Origin of the sequence: Luteibacter yeojuensis (assembly GCF_011742875.1) — a bacterium.
Taxonomy (GTDB): Bacteria; Pseudomonadota; Gammaproteobacteria; order Xanthomonadales; family Rhodanobacteraceae; genus Luteibacter; species Luteibacter yeojuensis.
Genome location: NZ_JAAQTL010000001.1, coordinates 1,228,913 through 1,246,769, shown reverse-complemented (window position 1 = coordinate 1,246,769; position 17,857 = coordinate 1,228,913). Strand labels below are relative to the sequence as shown.

Below are 17,857 nucleotides of genomic sequence, written 5' to 3'. Positions count from 1 at the left end.
GGAGGCGACATGAAACGTACCCTCATCGCACTCGCATGGCTGTCCGTCCTGCCGGTGGCGCATGCGCAGACGGCCAGCCTGGAAAGCCGCATCCGCGACCAGCTGCGCGAGGCGCGGGCGCAGTTGCAGGACTTGCAGGCCCGACAGTCGCAATGGGCTTCGGAGAAGGCGTCGCTCGAGAAGGAGCGCGACGATGCCAGGAAAGAAGCCGAGGCGGCGCGCGCCTCGGCGAAGAGCGCGGGCGGCCTGTCGCCCGAAGCCAGCCGGGAGCTCGCCGCGGAGCGCCGGAAGCGCGAGGCCGCCGAGGCGGAGCTGCAGCGCGGCAAGGCCGATGCCGGCTCGGCGGCCGTCGCCTTGCGCACCGCCGAAACCGAACGCGCGCGACTGGCGAAGGAGCTTGAGACGGCGAAAGGGCAAGTGGACGCCTGTACCGCGCGCAACGTACGGATGTACCGCGTGGGCCAGGAAGTGGTCTCCGCTTACGAGAGGCTCGACGTGGGCGACGTGATCGCCTCCCGCCAGCCCTTCGCCGCGAAGGCACGGGCGAAGCTGGAGAACGCGGCGCAGTCCTTCGGCGACAGGCTCTACGAGCAGCGCTTCGATCCGCGCGCCGGCCAGGCATCGGCCACGCCATGAAACGGGACGGGTTTGCCCAGTGGTGGGGCGCAACGGAAGGCATGGGACACCGCACCGGACACGGAGGTCCCCATGTGTCCCCTGTATCCGGCGAGGTCGGCCATGTATCCGGACCATGATCCCGCGTCGTTGCCCGCCTATCACGTGCAGCGGCCGCGCAGCTCGCGTGCCCGTGCCGCGGCGGATGCGCGGATCTGCGGCATGAACTGCATGCATGCCCTGGCCGAAATGCTTCGTCAGCTTTTCGCGGCGCGCCAGGGCAGGGCGGCGGAAGTGCTGATGGACCGTTGCTCGCGCGAGGCGCTGGAAACGCTGGTGCGCCAATCCTCGGCCTTCCTGGGCTCGCGCGTGCTCTATGCGGTGGAAGACCGGCTGCGCCACCGCAAGCCGCAACTGGACGAAACCGCGCTGCCGACGATCCGTGCGATCGCCAGCGTGCTCAACGCATGGCTCCACGACGGCCGCCGCCTGGCGATCCGCGCGGTGCTGCGCGAACTCAGCGAAGACGAGCTCAGGGAGCTCGCCGCGCTGCCCGAATTGAACGATGAAGTGGCGACGATGACCGGTGACTTCGCGGGCGGGAACGCACCGTGACCGCCGCCCACACATACCGCGGCGCGAGGGCGCCGCATTCTGCTTCCCGAGGTCAGTCATGATCGTGCGTACCAAGACTCCCAACGACACCCGCCGCCCGAATCCGATCAAGCCCCGGCCGACGCTGCATCGCCGCGCCATGTGCCAGTTCATCGCCATGGCGTTGTTCGGTACCGGCATCGCGCACGCGGGCACCACGCCGCCCGCCTTCAGCCAGGCCTGGTTCGCGACGAAGCAGCCGGGCGCACGACCGCCCTCGGCGCCGTCCGCCGGAGTCGACAACGGCAACCATGTCAGCTTCACCCCGGGCAGCGCGCTCCTGCAGCGGCGCGTCCAGAATTCCATCCAGAACCTCAACAACGCCGCCGCGGCGCTCGCAACGCAGATGCAGCAGCAGAAGGACGCCCAGGCCGCCGCGGCGCAACGGGTGTCCAAGGTGCCCGACGGCCTGGTCGAGGGCGGCTTGAAGCCGGCCGCCGGTATCGCCGCGGATCCGTCGCTGTGGCAGAACGCCCATGCGCCGACCGATACGGTGGCCGGCGGCAAGCACACGGTCGAAGTGAAGCAGACCGCGAAGAAGGCGATCCTGACCTGGGACAGCTTCAACGTCGGCCGCGACACCACCCTGTACTTCAACCAGAGCGGCGGCAACCTTACCGGCGGCGGCAACGACTGGATCGCGCTCAACCGGGTCAACGATCCGTCGGCCAACCCCAGCCAGATCCTCGGCAGGATGAAGGCCGAAGGTACGGTCTACCTGCTCAACCGGAACGGCATCATTTTCGGGCAGGGGGCGCAGGTGGATACGCACTCTCTCCTGGCCAGCTCGATGTATCTGTTTTCGAAGGATCTGAAGACCAGTAACGATACATTCCTCGCTTCAGGCATCACCGATCCAACCCGCATCAACATGCCCGTGTTCGTGACCGATGCGGCGGTGTCCAGTGACAATAGCGTGGTCGTCGAAAAGGGTGCGTCCATCGACGCCGGCAGCGAAGGGGTCGTTATTCTCGCAGCGCCACAGGTCATCCATCGTGGGTCGATCGTTGCCGACGATGGCGAGGTGGTCCTGGCGTCGGCGCGCCAGATTGCCAATGTCGGAGCCGCCGGTGCCCTGGATCTGGTAGTAGACCCCAGCGCTCCCTCCTTGGCCCCGCTGACAGGAGGCGTGGAGAACAGCGGGTTGGTTCAGGCGCGCCGCGGTTCGATAACGATGTTTGGCCCGCATATCGCGCAGGATGGCGTGGTCGTGACATCCACCAGCATTTCGCGCCCCGGGACTATCTCGCTTCAGGGCGCAAGGCGGGGCGACATCACGGGACCCGTCGAGTTCGGCGCGGGGTCGGTAACCGCTGTCCTTCCCGAGAAGGATGGAACCACTACCACCTCCACATCCGATGCCGACAAGGTGTTCGTGCCTGGCAGCATCACGGTGACCGGCTCGAAGGTCACGCTCGACGGCGGCTCGCTGATCGAGGCACCTGGCGGTACCGTCGCGTTGCGCGCGCAAGCGACAGGGGGACCCACCGCACAACCCAATGATGGACGGGTCTATATCGACAGCGGCGCGACGATCGACGTATCGGGTCTGGCCGACGTCGAATTGCCGATGTCCGCCCTCCTGGTCAGCATCCCGCGCATCGGCCAGAACGAACTCGCCGATTCGCCGCTGTTGCGCAACAGCTTCCTCTACACGCAGAAGAACATCCTGCTGGACAGCACGGTGTCGGGTACGCGTGCGGATGGTCTGGACTGGATCGGCAGCCCGATCCTCAACGCGGCCGGCTACGTGCAGAACATGCCGCGCGACATCGACCAGATGCTTACCCGAGGCGGATCGATCACGCTCGACGGCAACGAGGTCATCGCGCGCACGGGCTCGCGCATGGCGCTGGACGGTGGTTACCTCGCCTACCAGTCGGGCTGGATCACCACGCCGAACCTGCTCGGCGCGGACGGGCGCATCTATAACATCGCCTCGGCCGACCCGGACGTGGCTTATGTCGGCTTTGCGGGCCAGTACACCAACTCGCACGCGCGATGGGGCGTGAGCGAAACCTATAACTCGCCCGTCATGGGCGGTACGCGCCGTTACCAGGAGGGTTTCGTCAAGGGCGCGGACGCGGGAAAGCTGACGGTGCACGCCAATATCGCCCTGGCGCTCGATGGCGAGATGTCGGCGCAGGCCACGCCGGGAACGCAGCAGACGGGTAGCGGCACGCAGCCGGACGGCGGTTCGTTCGCTTTTGACGTTGCCACGTCGTCTCTTGGCGGACGAAGCAACCGCGGCCTGCGCGTGCAGGAGGTGTCGCGTACGTTGGAATCCCTGTCACCGGGCTTCGACAAGGATACGCAGTGGAGCGACGTGGACGTGGCGGCCGGTCTCGATGCGCCCTGGATGGTCATCGGTGCCGACACTTTGGGGAAGGCGGGCTTCAGCACGCTCGATCTGAGCGCGAACACCATCGAGGAAACGAGCGGCACTCGCCTCGTCGTGCAGCCGGGAGGCAGCGTATCGATGTCCGGAGGCCGGATCGACATCTATGGGAGTATCGAGGCTCCCTCCGGCCATATCGCGATAGCGGCAGGCAATCTGGTGCCGGCTCCGGGCCAATCGTCCACGTCCCCGCCCCAGGATCCGGACATGACGCTTCACGACGGCGCGTCGCTCAGCGCGCGCGGCCAGTGGGTGAACGACAGCGGCCTGGACGCGAACCATGCACAGGGCGGCCGCTGGATCAACGGCGGGAACGTGACGCTCACCACTTATACGGCCGCCGTTGCGCCAGGCAGCGGCGATGGCGGAGACCGTACGGGCTCGATCGCGCTGGAGGAGGGCAGCGTCATCGATGTCTCCGGCGGCGGCTACGTGGACACGCGCGGCAGGGTAAGCCTCGATCACGGCGTTCCGAGCGGGCGCGGCGGCAATGTCGCGATAGAAACATACAGCCCGAATGGCGCCAGCGGTGTCTGGAATGGCGGCTCGCCGCCTCTCGCGCTGGACCATGGTCATATCGAGTTGGACGGTACGCTCCGAAGCTGGGGGTTCTCCGGCGGCGGGGCACTGACGTTGCGGGCCGCGCAGATCCAGGTCGGTGGCGATCCCTCGGACATGGCGCTCCCGAACGGCCTTTGGCTCTCGCCCGATTTCTTCTCTGGCCAGGGGTTCAGCCGCTACAACCTGGATTCGGTCACCGATGCGACGGTGGCGGAGGGCACGCGCGTCGTGGTCCGGCCGGCCAACATGCTCGGCGACATCGATCGGCTGCGCGTGCTGCCCACCGGTGCCGACCTCTACGATACGCCGGCAGTGACCGGCGTGGGTTTCCTGGACGACTGGCAGCGCTGGGCAACGCGCGGCACTTCGGCGGACCAGACGCCAGGACTCACCGTGCGGGCTGGCGAATATCTCAACTGGGTAGCGTTAAATCCGGGATCCCCGCCGCAGGCGCCCGATATACCGGGCGTATCCGGATCGGCCAGGATCGGGACGGGTGCCGTCGTCGATGTCGATGCCGGCGGCCTGATCGATATCCTGGCCAGGCACAACGTCGAGGTCGACGGGAACCTGGTGGCGCACGGGGGAGCGATCAACCTTTCCACCACCCGCCCCACGGCCGATGGGGGACTGACTTCACGTATACGCGTCGGCAGCCATGCCGTGCTCGATGCCAGCGGCGTCGCGCTGGTGGATCCGCAGGCGGTCCCGGCGAACGGCCCGGCTGGGCGCACGGTACCGCGTGTCGGCGACGTGCTCGCAGGCGGCTCGGTCGCCCTGAACGGCAGCTACGAAACCTTCGTGATCGCCGACGACGGTGCCCGCATCGATGTCTCCGGTGCGGCGGATACCTTCGATCTGCCTGGAGCCTCGCGCCGCCTCAACGGCGTGACGGCCGACGTGGTGCCGACGGCGGTATGGAGCGATGCGGGCAGCATCGTCTTCGGTGCGTCCGCGGGGTTGTACATCGGCGCGACGCTGGACGCGCATGGCGGCGCGCCATCGGCGGAGGGCGGGTCGCTCAAGATTGTGGCGCTGGATGGGGACGACGATTCCGCCAAGGTCAGGCCCACCGGCATCCTCGTGCGTCAGTCGCAGGATGGCAAGCCAGCCTTCGCTGGCGATGACGCCATCGACGGCGGTGTTTTCGGCGCGGACGGCACCATTGAATTTGCCGCCGACGTGCTCGACGGTTCGGGCATAAGCACCTTGCAGTTCGGTCCTCCGGCAGACGAGACACCGGCCGGACAACGGATCCTGCCGCTCGCTTTCGCCGGCGACGTCAACCTCAATCTCGGTCGCCAGGTCCTCGTCAACGCATCCGGAATCGAGGCGTTGCCCGCGAATGCCACGGGCATCGGCATGCCGACGGGCTACGGGCAGGGCGCGGGCCATGTAGGCATCGCCGCGCCCTACGTTCAGATCGTCGGTAGCGCGGCGAAGCCGGCAGCGGTGGCGGGCGATGGCATCCTCGATGTGAACGCCGCCAACATCGACATGGGCGGCATGATCGACCTGCAGGGCTGGCGACAGGCCCGTTTCAACGCCAGCGACGATATTCGCTTTACCTTCCCATCTCTTTTTGCCGGGGGCGATGGTTCGAAGGTCGTCCCAGGCATGTTGTTCTCCACGGGCGACCTGGTCTTCTCGGCAGGGCAGGTGTATCCGACCAGCGGCTACCGTTTCGCCATCGATGCGAACGCCTCGGGCTTGCCCGACGCGGCAGGCAATGCACGCGAAACGACCGTCACCTTCCTTCCATCCGGCCACGCGCCGGCCACGCCCCTGTCCGCCGGAGGCGCGCTGCTGGTCAGCGCCGACCATATCGAACAGCAGGGAACGATCCGCGTGCCCTCGGGCACGCTCGTGCTGGGCACGACGGATCCGACCGCGAGCGCCACCGATTTCGGCCTGACCGCCGGTTTGCCGGCGTTGGCCAACACGAAGAGCGTCCATCTCGCTCCTGGCAGTGTGACCTCCGTGTCGCTCGATGGCCTCACCGTGCCCTACGGCAACACCGTGGACGGCGTGGAATGGCATTACGCCCTGAGGACTAATACCGCCGCGCCTCTTATCGATGCGCCGCCCGCCAAGCAGGTCGACATTCAGGGCGATGCCGTGGCGCTCGACGCGGGCGCGACCATCGACCTCGATGGCGGTGGCGGCCTGCAGGCCGCGGAGTTCGTGCCGGGCACAGGCGGCACACGAGACCTGCTTGCCACGGCGCCGAACGGCGCAGCCGTCTATGCGATCCTGCCGGGCTACCACGGCGCAATCGCGCCAAACGACCTGGCCATGGATGCTAACGGAGTGGCCCAACCTGGCGTGGGCCGCCAGGTGTATCTCTCCGGTGTGCCTGGCCTGTCCGCCGGTTATTACACGCTGTTGCCGGCACAGTACGCGACCTTGCCGGGTGCGATGCGCATCTACCAGACGACGTCGCGCGATGCCGTCGTCGGCCGTGCCGCGACGTTCGCGGACGGTGGCTATGCCGTCGGCGGTTACTATGGCGACGCGCTCACCGGTGCGCACGACGCGCGGACGACGACCTTCGTGGTGCAGTCGGCGGACACCTGGCAGCAATACTCGCAGTACCGCCTGACCGATGCCGATACCTTCTTCCATGCCGCCGCCGGCAAGAAGGGCCAGGTGGCACCGCCCCTGGCGGCCGATGCCGGCAGGCTGCAGATTGGCGCGGGGCATCGGCTGGACCTCGGCGCGACGCTGGACGCCACGCCGGACGACGGCGGCCGCACCTCGCAGGTGGATATTGCCGGCCAGGCCATCCAGATCCTTGGCGGTGGCGATACCGCGCGCGACGGATACCTCGGCATCTCGGCGGACGGACTCACCACGCTGGGTGCGGGCAGCCTGCTTCTCGGCGGCACCCGGCGCAGCGACACCGACGGCGATCACGTCGACGTGACCGCCGATGCCGTCCTGCTTTCGAACGACGCCGCGCATCCGTTGGCCGGCCAGGAAATCCTGCTGGTGGCCGGTGCCGACGGTGACGGCATCACCCTCGAAAACGGCAGCGTCCTCGCCGCGCGAGGGAACGGCAACCCGGTAGCCAGCCAGCCGCTGGTCTTCGGCCGCGACGCGGGCAACGATGCCGGCGGCAAGCCGGTGTCGGCGATCGACGGCAACGGCGCGATGCTTCGTGTCTCGCAGAACGATCCCGCATCCATCTCGCGCTTCGGCCTGGGCAACGGTTCGCCGGGTGGCATGTTGACGATCGACGCCGGCGCGACGGTGGCGGGCGGCAACGCCCTGTCGCTGGATGGGACCGGTCTTGTGCGCGTGGACGACAATGCGCTGCTGTCGGGCAGGCATATCGACGCCACGGCCAACCGCATCGCTTTCGTCGGCGCAGACGCGACAGCACCCTCCGATGGCCTGGCTATCGGCGCGGCGACCCTGGCGCAATGGCGTGGTTCCGATTCGGTCACGCTACGCAGCCGAGGAAACATCGATTTCCTTGGTGCACAGGACGTCGCTGTCGACAACAGTCTCGTCCTGAGCGCGGGGGCGCTCGCGGGCGACGGTCACGACGTGAACCTGCACGCCGGCACGGTCACCTTCGCGAACCTGCTGGGCGCCACGGCGGGCGACGCACTGGCGGGCGGTGGCGTGTTCCACGTCGATGCGAACGAAATCGACTTCGGCCAGGGCAAGGCCATGTTGCGTGGGTTCGGCGCCTTCGACGGTTCCGCCACCTCCGGCATCGTCGCCGCGGCACAGGGCGGCATGGACTTCGGTGCGGCCTCCGTGAATCTTTCGGCGCCGGTGTTTGTCGCCGATGGCGGCGCCGCCACCACACTGGTCACCACGGGCAGCTTGGGCCTGCACGGTACCGAAGGCACGGCGCTCTCCCGCGATGGCCTCGGTGGCTCGCTCACCCTGCGTGCGGCCAGCATCGACGACAGCATGAACCTCAAGGCCGCCGCGGGCGGCCTCACCCTCGATGCGACGCAGGGCGGTATCCGCGTGGATGCCGGCGCGACGCTCGATGTCGGTGGCGTGACCCGCCAATTCTTCGACACGGCGGCGTACGCGCCGGGCGGTAACCTCGTGTTGAGCGCGATCGGCGATATCGCCATCGACGATGGCGCCAATGTGCGCTACGGCGGTGCCGCGGAAGCCGGCGATGCCGGTTCGTTCAAGGCCGTCGCGGGCGGCGCGCTGTCCTTGGGCGGCAGCTATGACGGTCATGCGGCAGACGGCTATCGGGGCGGTTACTTCACCATCGGAACCGGCGGTGCGCTCGATCTCGATACCTTGGCCGGACGTGTCGCTGCCAGCGGCTCGACAGGCCTGGTGGATATCACCAGCGGGGAGGGCGACCTGGCCCTGTCGGCAGGTCATACGTTGACCGCGAACAAGGTCTACCTCTACGCCAATGGCGGCAAGGCGCGTATCGACGGCACCGTGGATGCCAGCTCGCCGGCGGGCAGCCGTATCGAGGTGTGGGCACGCCAGGGCGTCGACATAAACGGCACGCTGGATGCCCACGTGACCACGCCCGAGCAGCGTGGCGGCGACGTGCTGCTGGGCACGACGGGCACGGGCAACGGCGGCACCGATCCGACTTACGGTTACGAAGAAGTCGATCGCGCGGATGCCGGTTACGTTCACGTGGGCGCGGGCGCGCGGATCGATGTTTCCGGCGGCGCGAATACCGCCTTTGCCGGTGGCAAGCTCAGTATCCGCGCACCCTTGCTCGCGGATGGCGATGTGCCGGTGACGATCGACAACCCGGGGTCGATCACAGGCGCACGCGACGTCACCGTCGAGCCGTTTGCCGTGTGGAGCACGAAGGACGGCACCAGCAACCAGCAGTACTTCGACGGGGTGATCGATCCGGCCGGCTGGTTCGAAAAGGATGGCGTAACGATGGTGGCGGGCACCTGGACCGACGGCAAGGGCAATGTCCTGCCGCCGCCGACCGATGCCGCCCAGCAGGCGGATTACCTGGACCAGTACTATTTCACACCCGATGCGATCAACCTCGATCACGCGGGCTTCTATGGCTACCGCGACGGCGATCCCACGCACGGGCCCGGCACGCTGATGGGCTTCGTGCAGCAGCCCGGCTTCACCTTCGGCGACCGCTTCGCCGGCATCGCCAATGTCCACGTGCGTCCGGGTATCGAACTGCGCAATCCGGTCGACGGTGGCAACGACGGCGATATCGAGGTCGTCACCCACTGGAACCTCGGCGCAGGCGTGACCGGTGCCGATGGCAAGCCACAGCTTGCCTACCGCTACAACGGCGAGGCGCCGATCCTGACGGTGCGCGCCGGCGGGAATCTCGATCTCAAGGCCAGCATCACGGACGGCTTCTACCAGTCGAACGACGGCGCCCAGCTCAACGACCCTCCCAGCGATGCCCCAGACGATCCGCAGTACGACGCCGCGCTGGCGGAGTACCAGGCCGCCCAGGCTTTCCTGGATGCGAACAATGCCTGGAACGGAACGATCAACCTGGCCGATGGCGACCCCGGCGAATTCAAGACACCCGGCGGCGGCACGGCCGACATCAGCAAGGATCCGTACTACCAGCCACTGACCGCACCGTCCAAGGGCCAGGACGACGATTACTATGTGAACTACCAGCAATACATCACCGAGTTTGGCGACAACAACACCAACTTCGGCTGGTCTTCGCTCTTTGTCTCGCAAAACGCCCTCGGCTTCCTGGCCTACCATCCGACCACCCAGCAGGCTCCGCAACCCGCAAGCTTCGCCACCTATGACGACTATGTCAGCGCCTACGCCGACTGGCTGGCCAACACCTTCCCGCTGTTCGTGCCGGCGGGCGAGACGCCTTCACCGATCCTGTTGCCCATCGCCAGCGATTATTCGGCCTGGTCGCGCGACTACACCCGATATATCAGTGGCCACTTCGATTATTACAATCTCGCCCAGTTCATCGGCGATGGATTGAACAGCCAGTTGTTCTACGCGCCTTTCGCGCCCAGGGAATCGAACCCGGTCAATCCGGTCAATCCGCTTTACACCGCCGCGCTCACGGCCTACCAGAAAGCCCAGTTGTTCCTCGATGCCAACGGTGCGTGGAACGGCACGATCAACCTGGCTTCCGGCGATCCGGGCGAATTCAAGACACCCGGCGGCGGCACGGCCGATATCACCAAGGACCCGTATTACCAGCCCCTGACTGCGCCGCTTCAGAAGCAGACCGACGATTATTACAACAATTACCAGAAGTACATCGTCGAGTTCGGCGACAACGAGACCAACTTCGGCTGGTCCACGACCTTCGTGGCGCAGAACAGCCTTGGGTTCCTGACCTACAACCCGACCACCCAGCAGGCTCCGCAGCCCGCGAGCTTCGCCACCTACGACGACTATGCCAACGCCTACGCCGACTGGCTGGGCAATACCTTCCCGCTGTTCGTGCCCACGGGTGAAACGCCGTCGCCGATCCTGTTGCCCATCGCCAGCGATTATTCGGACTGGTCACGCGACTACACCCGATACATCAGCGGCCACTTCGATTACTACAATCTCGCGCAGTTCATCGGCGATGGACTGAACAGCCAGTTGTTCTACGCGCCCTTTGCGCCGCGCGAACAAGCTGACGCAACGCCGCCGCCGGCCGTTTCGTATGGCAAACCCGCGGCGAACAATTCGCCGTCCAACATGCCGTCCTACGGCAATGCCGCATCGCTCGCTTCGGCCACCCTGCTGGGTGGTCCGAGCACGTCGTACCGCTTTGTGGCGGGCGCCGATACTGGCGCAGCCGATCCGCTTTCCACGTTGGCGGCATCCGCCGCGAATGTGCGCCTGGACGGCCATTTCGCGGTCAAGGACACCGTGACCGATCCCACCATCGTCACGCCGAATGGCCCGTTCTCCGGCAAGACGCTGTATATGCCGACGACGATCCGCACGGGAACGGGCGACATCGACATGGTCTCCGCCGGCGATATCCAATGGCTGGACGCGGCGGCACCGGCCACGATCTACACGGCCGGCGCGCCGGCCGAGGGTACGACGGCGGGTACGGAAAGCGACGTCCTGCGACCCGCGGAAGACCTCTCCGGCAAGTACGACAACCAGCCGGATATGTTGGTGAACGGCCTGGTCAATCCGGATCATGCGGGCGACATCCACCTGCATGCCGGCGGCGACATCACGGCTATCCAGGGCGTCGTCGATGCCGACGGCTCGCAGACCAAATCCAACCCGGGTACGTCGGTAGCGCAGTACTGGTGGCAATGGATGCAGGTCGGCAATGCCGCCGATGGGTCGCGTTCGTCCATCGATTTCGCCAATTTCCGCCAGGGCGTGATGAGCGTCGGAGGTAACGTGGACGTCGACGCGGGCGGCGATATCAGCGAACTGTCCGTCTCGTTGCCGACCACCTGGTACAAGAACACCGACGGAAAGTCGATCGCGACCGTCGGAGGTGGCGACCTGTCCGTGCACGCCGGCGGCGACATCCTGAGCGGTACCTACTTTGTCGCCAAGGGGACGATGGACGTGCGCGCCGATGGCGCCATCGCGGTATCGCCGTCGCTGGCGAACGTCGATACGGGCGTGTCGTCGGGGTCCGCGGGCGGCGACGTCACGACGCCGGTGTCGACGCTATTCGGCTTACAGGATACGCAGGCCACGGTGAGCGCACGGCAGGGCGCCGACATCGGCGGCGTCTACGATCCTTCGTACTATGGCGTCCTGTCGCCGGCGGGCCATCCGGACAGCCAGGGATATTCGACGGCGTCCTCCTTCGACGCGGCGTCGGTGGCCGGCGATGTCGTGTTCGGCAGTCTGCTGGCCCCAGGGCGGGTCTTCGGCGGTGCCTTCGACACGGGTGCCGGCGACACCGGTGCCGGCGTGTTGCTAGCGGCGAACATCGCGTTGGCGGCGATGGGCGGGAGTATCGATATCCGTACGAATGGACAGCTGTTTCCCTCACCTGAGGGTAACCTGACCCTGCTCGCGGCCGACAGTATCGGACTCACCGCATCCAATGTCCTGCTCACGAGCAGGTTTTTCGGTCTGATCGATTCGTCCCCGAACGATATGCCGTCGCCCCTCAAGCCCTTGATGTCTGGCGGCAACTGGCTGGGCGCGGATGAAAAATCGGCGGCGACCAATGCCTCGTTCCATGAGCCGGACGCATTGCATGCCGACGACACGACGCCCGTACGGATCTACGCAGCCGATGGCGACATCACCAGTGGTTTGACGGATGCAAGTGGCATCACCTGGAATGCGTTGGTGCTGCTTCCGTCGAAACAAGCCGATATCCGGGCCGGTCGCGATATCGTGAATCTGTCGCTGATAGGCCAGCACACGCGCGCGTCGGACATCACACGTGTGTCGGCTGGGCGGGACATCTACGATACGGCCTATCCCAATGCCGCCAATGTCTCCGGGCTGTATTCGTGGTGGAGCAACAAGGTTCCTGCATTGCTGGTAGGTGGACCGGGAACTTTCGTGGTTGACGCGGGGCGCGACGTCGGTCCGTTTGTGAGTCAGGCGGACCTGACGCTAAAGCCGAGGGATCCCAGCTTGAATGCGACGCCTACAGGCATCCAGGCCGTCGGCAACTTCTATAACCCCTATCTGCCTCACGAAAGCGCGGACATCCTGGTGAATTTCGGCATCGCGCCGGGAGTAAACACGGCAGGCTTCATCGCGCACTACCTCGACGGCACCGATGGCCTGCCCGGCCTGATGCCCGACCTCGTCCAGTTCATGCAGCAGCGCATTGCCGGCAAGGCCACGGCCACCGGACATCTCGGCGACGAGGTGGCGGTGGCCCTGACGCCGGAACAGGCACGCGACCTGTTCGACAAGGAGCCGGACATCGTTCAGCGCCTTTTCGCCGAGAAGGTGCTGTTCAAGCTGCTGGCGCAGGTCGGCACGGACTACCAGGATGCGTCGAGTCCGTATGCCGGCCAGTACGCGCGCGGCTATGAAGCCCTGGCAAACCTGTTCCCGGCGGCGTGGGGCTATACATCCAACGGCACGGGGCAGGGAGGGCTCAACGGTGCGGCGGCCACGGTGGGCACCGGCGACCTCGACATCCGCAGTTCGACGATCCAGACCCAGCAGGGCGGTGATGTGACCTTATTGGGCCCGGGTGGGCAGGCGCTGATCGGCAGTACGTCGGCGCCGTCGAAGTTTGTCAATAGCCAGGGCAGGGTGGTGGCCGGCCCCAACTCCATGGGCTTGCTTACGCTGGAACAAGGCAACGTCAACGTCTTCGCCGACCGAAGCCTGCTGCTGGCGCAAAGCCGTGTGTTTACGGAGCAGGGTGGCGATGTCACGATCTGGAGTTCCAACGGCGACATCAATGCGGGCCAGGGGGCGAAGACCAGCAGCGAGATTCCGCCGCCGACGTTCCTTTGCGACGTGGATGCGTGGTGCCGCGTCGACGCCCGCGGCCAGGTGAGCGGCGCCGGCATCGCCACCTTGCAGACGGTCGAAGGGGCGGCGGCGGGCAACGCCTACCTCATCGCACCACGCGGCACGGTGGACGCGGGGGACGCGGGTATTCGTGTCGCGGGCAACCTCGTCATCGCCGCGGCACGCGTCGCCAACGCCGACAATATCCAGGTCAAGGGCGAGGCGATCGGCGTGCCGGTGACGGCCGCCGTCAACGTCGGTGCCCTGAACGCCGCCAGCGCCGCAGCGACAGCTGCATCGCAGGCGGCCGAAGACGTCGCCCGCAAGCAACAGGCCGATGCACGCGACAGGCTGCCCTCGGAGATTTCGGTGCGCGTACTGCGCGACGGCGACACCACGTCGAGCGCCTCCCCCGCGGCAGGCTACGACGGTTCTTCGCCGATACGCGTCCTTGGTCCCGGCGATGCGAGCAGGCAGCTGACCGACGCGGAGAGGAAGGCACTTCGCCGGATGTGAGCCTTGCGGGCAGGAAGGCGAAGAGAGGGGATGGCCCTCCCTTCGCCTTTCATGACAGGCGATATGAAGGTTCCATGCAAGCGCGATGCGGACCCGGTTTCAACTTGCCGAAATCACCAAGTCATCATAATCGTCGACATCGCAATGGCACGATGGGGTAACGACCATCGACGAACCTTGCAAGGCCTCCACTCGGGGGGCTTCTATGCAAAGGGGTAACATCATGCTGTTCTCGAAGGGCACTGTGCGCATGAAGTTGATTGCCGGCGCTATCCTGATGTGTGTCGCGTCTGCCGCTGGCGCCGTCACTCTCGTTGCCGGTGGCGCCACGCTTCCGGCCGTCGGTTACACGGGTAGCGCGACCTTTCCGTCGGCGCTGACGCCGATCACCACCATGGCCGCGGGTTCGCTGTTTGGCCAGTACATCGCCTCCACTTCCGGTGTCTCCGTCAGCTATTGCCCGACGGGCAGTGGCGGCGGCAAGAAGATCCTCGCCGGCAACGATGCGTCGAACTTCCAGGTGAACGCTACCTGCGGCGCCGCCAATCCGCCGAACACGACGGGCTTCGGTCCCGCCACGAGCGTTGTCCAGGCGGACTTTGCCGGTTCGGACGCTCCGTTCTCGTTGACGGAATACAACAACTACAAGACCGGTCACAGCGGTAACCTGCCGACCCAGCTGCCGTCGATCGCCGGTGCCGTCGGCATCGTCTTCAAGAAGTCGGGCGTGAACACGCTGACGCTGACCGAAGACCAGATCTGCGGCATCTTCTCCGGCCAGATCACCGACTGGAGCGCCATCTCGTCCCAGAGCGGCGCGATCAACATCGCCTTCCGCAGCGACAACAGCGGCACGTCGTTCTCGTTCCTCAACCACCTCAGCAAGGTTTGCCCGAGCGTTGCCGCGCACCCGGCCACCAGCTTCAAGACCCTCCAGGGCTACGGCACGGGCGCTGCGTCGTACTTCTCGTCGTACGCCAGCTCGTTCGGCGGCAGCGGCAACGCGGGCGTGATCGCCGTCGTCGCCGGCACCGCCTCGGGTGCTCCGGCGGACGGTTCGATCGGTTACGCCGAAGTCGCCAACGGTGTCGTGGGCGGCGTCAAGATGGCCTCGGTGACGAACACCTCCGGCACGACCATCAACCCGCTCACCGGCTTCGGCCCGACGGCGGTGACGGTTTCGGTGACCTTCGACAAGGCCATCGCCGATAACCCGGATCCGACCACCGGCCGTCCGATCCTGGTCAGCCTGCCGGACACCGGCACCTGTGTCGGTCTGGTGGATCCGGAGAGCTACGCCAATCCGTCGTCCGGTTATCCGATCATCGCGATCACCAACCTGCTCGGCAACGAGCACGGCAACGGTTCCAACCTGGCGGCCGCCCGTGGCCTCCTCGGTTCGCCGTACAACACCAATGCGACCTTCCGCAACTCGGTGACCAAGATCGGTCGCGCCACCACGGGTTACGCCTGGTTGAACGCCGGCCTGACCCAGGCCAAGGTCGATAGCTGCCTCATCGACTGATCGGCGCTCGACGTCCACGAAGGACGGGTGAAGGGGCGGGCGCCAGCCCGCTCCTTTTTTCTCCTTTAGTCGCCGATCGCCCGCCGACGCGCGATTGAAACAAAGGGGTGCAAGCCTCCGCTCATGGCCCGATCAAGGAACATTCGCCGGCACATGGCGGCAGGTTTCAGCCTGCTCGAGACGATCGCCGCGATCCTCCTGCTGGCATTGGCATTCGGCGCCGTGATGCACGTCGCGGGAGCCGCGACCGGGCTGACGGGACACGCAAGGGAACTGAATCGGATCGCGATGCTGGCCGACACGACGATGGACGCCATGGGACACCGCGAACCGCTCCGCGAAGGAACCGCGACAGGCGCATACGATGCACGGTATCGATGGCGGACCGTCGTGACCGCCCAGGATCCTCTTCCGGGCCAGGCGCCGGACCTGCATGTCTATCGCATCGACCTGGATATCGCCTGGCGCGGCGGAGGCGCCGCACGCGTCGCGCACTTCGCGACGTTGCGCGTGCAGGACGAACCCAGGCCGGCATCGACGACATCGGTAGCCGGTCCATGAAAGCCACGCACGGCTTCAGTCTCATGGAAGTACTTGCCGCCCTGGCCTTGCTGGCCCTCCTGCTGCTTGGCGTCTATTCGGGCGTGCGCTCCACGACGCTGAGCGTCGGCCATGGTTCCTCGCTCATCGCACGGATCGACGAGGTGCGCGCCGCGCGCGAGTTCCTGCGCCGGCAATTGTCGTCGGCCACGGCGTTGCCATGGAAAGTACTCGACGGAAACACGCCCGTCGTTTTCGAGGGCGATGCGTCGCATGTACGTTTCGTCTCCACATTGCCCGGATACCTGGGAAAGCTGGGGCCACAGGTCATCGAGATCGGGTTAGGCAAGGACGGTGAGGAAGACAGGGCGCTGGAGGCGCGCCTGTCGCCGTTACCGGGTAGCCAGGCGAAGGTCGTCGATGGCGCGCAAGACATCCTGTTGCCCCACGTAAGCTCGATACGCCTGCGTTACTCGCGCCGCGGCTCGTCGGCATGGCAGGATCGATGGGGCGAGCCCATGGTCCTGCCGGGTGCCGTGGAGATCACCGTGGTCCCGGAAGAAGGGGGCGATGCATGGCCCGCACTGATCGTGGCGCCGAGACAGGATCCCGACGCGACCGACGTACGCAGCGCCGCCCGCCGCCTGCCGGACTTCGTGCGATGAGGCGGGTGCAGCGGGGCGTCGCGCTGCTCGTCGTCCTGTGGGCGTGTACCCTGCTTGCCATCCTCGTGGGCGGATTCGCCGGCATCGCGCGTGTCGAAGCCTTGCAGACGCGTTACACGCTCGGCCAGCAGCGCGCACGCTATGCGGCCGAGGCCGCGATCATGCGGGCCATCGTCGTGGCCCAGGCGCGCCGCCAACAGATCATGCGGGTGCAGATGGGCGACGCGTCGCCACGGGACGGAAGCCTGCCCGGCGATGGCCGGTCGCTGGCGTTCGTGTTCGATCGCGTGCATGTCGCCGTGGCCATGCTCGACGAAAGCGGCAAGGTCGATATCAACAGCGCCGAGCCGCGCGCGCTGAAGGCGCTGTTCGTGGCAGCGGGCTGTCGGGTCGACCGGGCCGACCAGCTGACCCGCCGCATACTGGAATGGCGCGGTCCCACCATGGGCGCGGCAGCGGTCGATGGCGTGTCGCCGGTCGTGGCCAGCGCCGGCAATCCTTCCGCCAGGTACACGGCGTTCGCGGCGATCGAAGAACTCCAGGGCTTGCCCGGCATGGATGACGAGTTGTACAGCAGGCTGGAGCCGGCGATCACGATCTGGTCCGGGCAACCTGCGCCACAACCCGACTTCGCTTCCGTGTTGGCCATGGCCGCGGTGCGCGGTATCGACCTGCCCAGCGCGCGGGAGATCGTTCGCGCCCGCGACAGCGTTCCTCCCGGCACGCCCCTGACGAACCTGCCCGGTGGCATCGCGCTCGGCGGCGCGCTGCCGGGAAATACGATGACGTTCCGTGCCAACGCCGACGACGGACACGGTGGCCGCGCGACGGTCGAAGCGACGGTGAGGTTCCCTTTTTCCGGTGCGGATCGCGTTCCGGGCGAGGCGCTCTACACCGTGCTGCGATGGCGGGATGGCCCGGCGAGCTCCGGGGGCGCGCCCTAGGCGTGTCCCCCGGGACGCATACGCGGGCATCACGGAAAGGGTCGCAGATTGGCGGAGT

Annotated in this window: 7 protein-coding genes; all 7 read left to right on the top strand. The window is 66.5% G+C overall.

Annotation, left to right across the window (positions count from 1 at the left end):
• Nucleotides 1–9 precede the first annotated feature (9 nt).
• Complete coding sequence (locus HBF32_RS05445; protein ID WP_166698696.1) at nucleotides 10–636, top strand: DNA repair protein; 627 nt, start codon at nucleotides 10–12, stop codon at nucleotides 634–636.
• Between the two features lie 72 nt (nucleotides 637–708).
• A complete protein-coding gene (locus tag HBF32_RS05440) occupies nucleotides 709–1,230 on the top strand; it encodes a hypothetical protein (RefSeq protein ID WP_166698695.1) in 522 nt (173 codons plus the stop codon).
• Between the two features lie 58 nt (nucleotides 1,231–1,288).
• On the top strand, nucleotides 1,289–14,125 hold the full coding sequence (locus HBF32_RS05435; protein WP_166698694.1) for a filamentous haemagglutinin family protein: 12,837 nt from the start codon (nucleotides 1,289–1,291) through the stop codon (nucleotides 14,123–14,125).
• 250 nt (nucleotides 14,126–14,375) lie between these two features.
• The gene (locus HBF32_RS05430) at nucleotides 14,376–15,650 is read left to right on the top strand and encodes a PstS family phosphate ABC transporter substrate-binding protein (RefSeq protein WP_205287706.1); all 1,275 of its coding nucleotides are present in this window, start codon (nucleotides 14,376–14,378) and stop codon (nucleotides 15,648–15,650) included.
• Between the two features lie 153 nt (nucleotides 15,651–15,803).
• Nucleotides 15,804–16,211, top strand: a complete 408-nt coding sequence (locus tag HBF32_RS05425; RefSeq protein ID WP_166698692.1) for a hypothetical protein — start codon at nucleotides 15,804–15,806, stop codon at nucleotides 16,209–16,211.
• Nucleotides 16,208–16,855: a prepilin-type N-terminal cleavage/methylation domain-containing protein gene (locus HBF32_RS05420; RefSeq protein WP_166698691.1), complete on the top strand. Its 648-nt coding sequence runs from the start codon at nucleotides 16,208–16,210 to the stop codon at nucleotides 16,853–16,855. Before HBF32_RS05425 ends, HBF32_RS05420 begins: the two co-directional genes overlap by 4 nt.
• Entirely contained in the window at nucleotides 16,852–17,799 is a 948-nt protein-coding gene (locus tag HBF32_RS05415; RefSeq protein ID WP_166698690.1) for a type II secretion system minor pseudopilin, read from the top strand. The genes HBF32_RS05420 and HBF32_RS05415 overlap by 4 nt, the downstream gene beginning before the upstream one ends.
• Nucleotides 17,800–17,857 lie beyond the last annotated feature (58 nt).

Bases quoted from the DNA above. Each gene is read 5' to 3' on its own strand.
- HBF32_RS05445 (WP_166698696.1), top strand. From the start codon at position 10: ATGAAACGTACCCTCATCGCACTCGCATGGCTGTCCGTCCTGCCGGTG.
- HBF32_RS05440 (WP_166698695.1), top strand. From the start codon at position 709: ATGTGTCCCCTGTATCCGGCGAGGTCGGCCATGTATCCGGACCATGAT.
- HBF32_RS05435 (WP_166698694.1), top strand. From the start codon at position 1,289: ATGATCGTGCGTACCAAGACTCCCAACGACACCCGCCGCCCGAATCCG.
- HBF32_RS05430 (WP_205287706.1), top strand. From the start codon at position 14,376: ATGAAGTTGATTGCCGGCGCTATCCTGATGTGTGTCGCGTCTGCCGCT.
- HBF32_RS05425 (WP_166698692.1), top strand. From the start codon at position 15,804: ATGGCGGCAGGTTTCAGCCTGCTCGAGACGATCGCCGCGATCCTCCTG.
- HBF32_RS05420 (WP_166698691.1), top strand. From the start codon at position 16,208: ATGAAAGCCACGCACGGCTTCAGTCTCATGGAAGTACTTGCCGCCCTG.
- HBF32_RS05415 (WP_166698690.1), top strand. From the start codon at position 16,852: ATGAGGCGGGTGCAGCGGGGCGTCGCGCTGCTCGTCGTCCTGTGGGCG.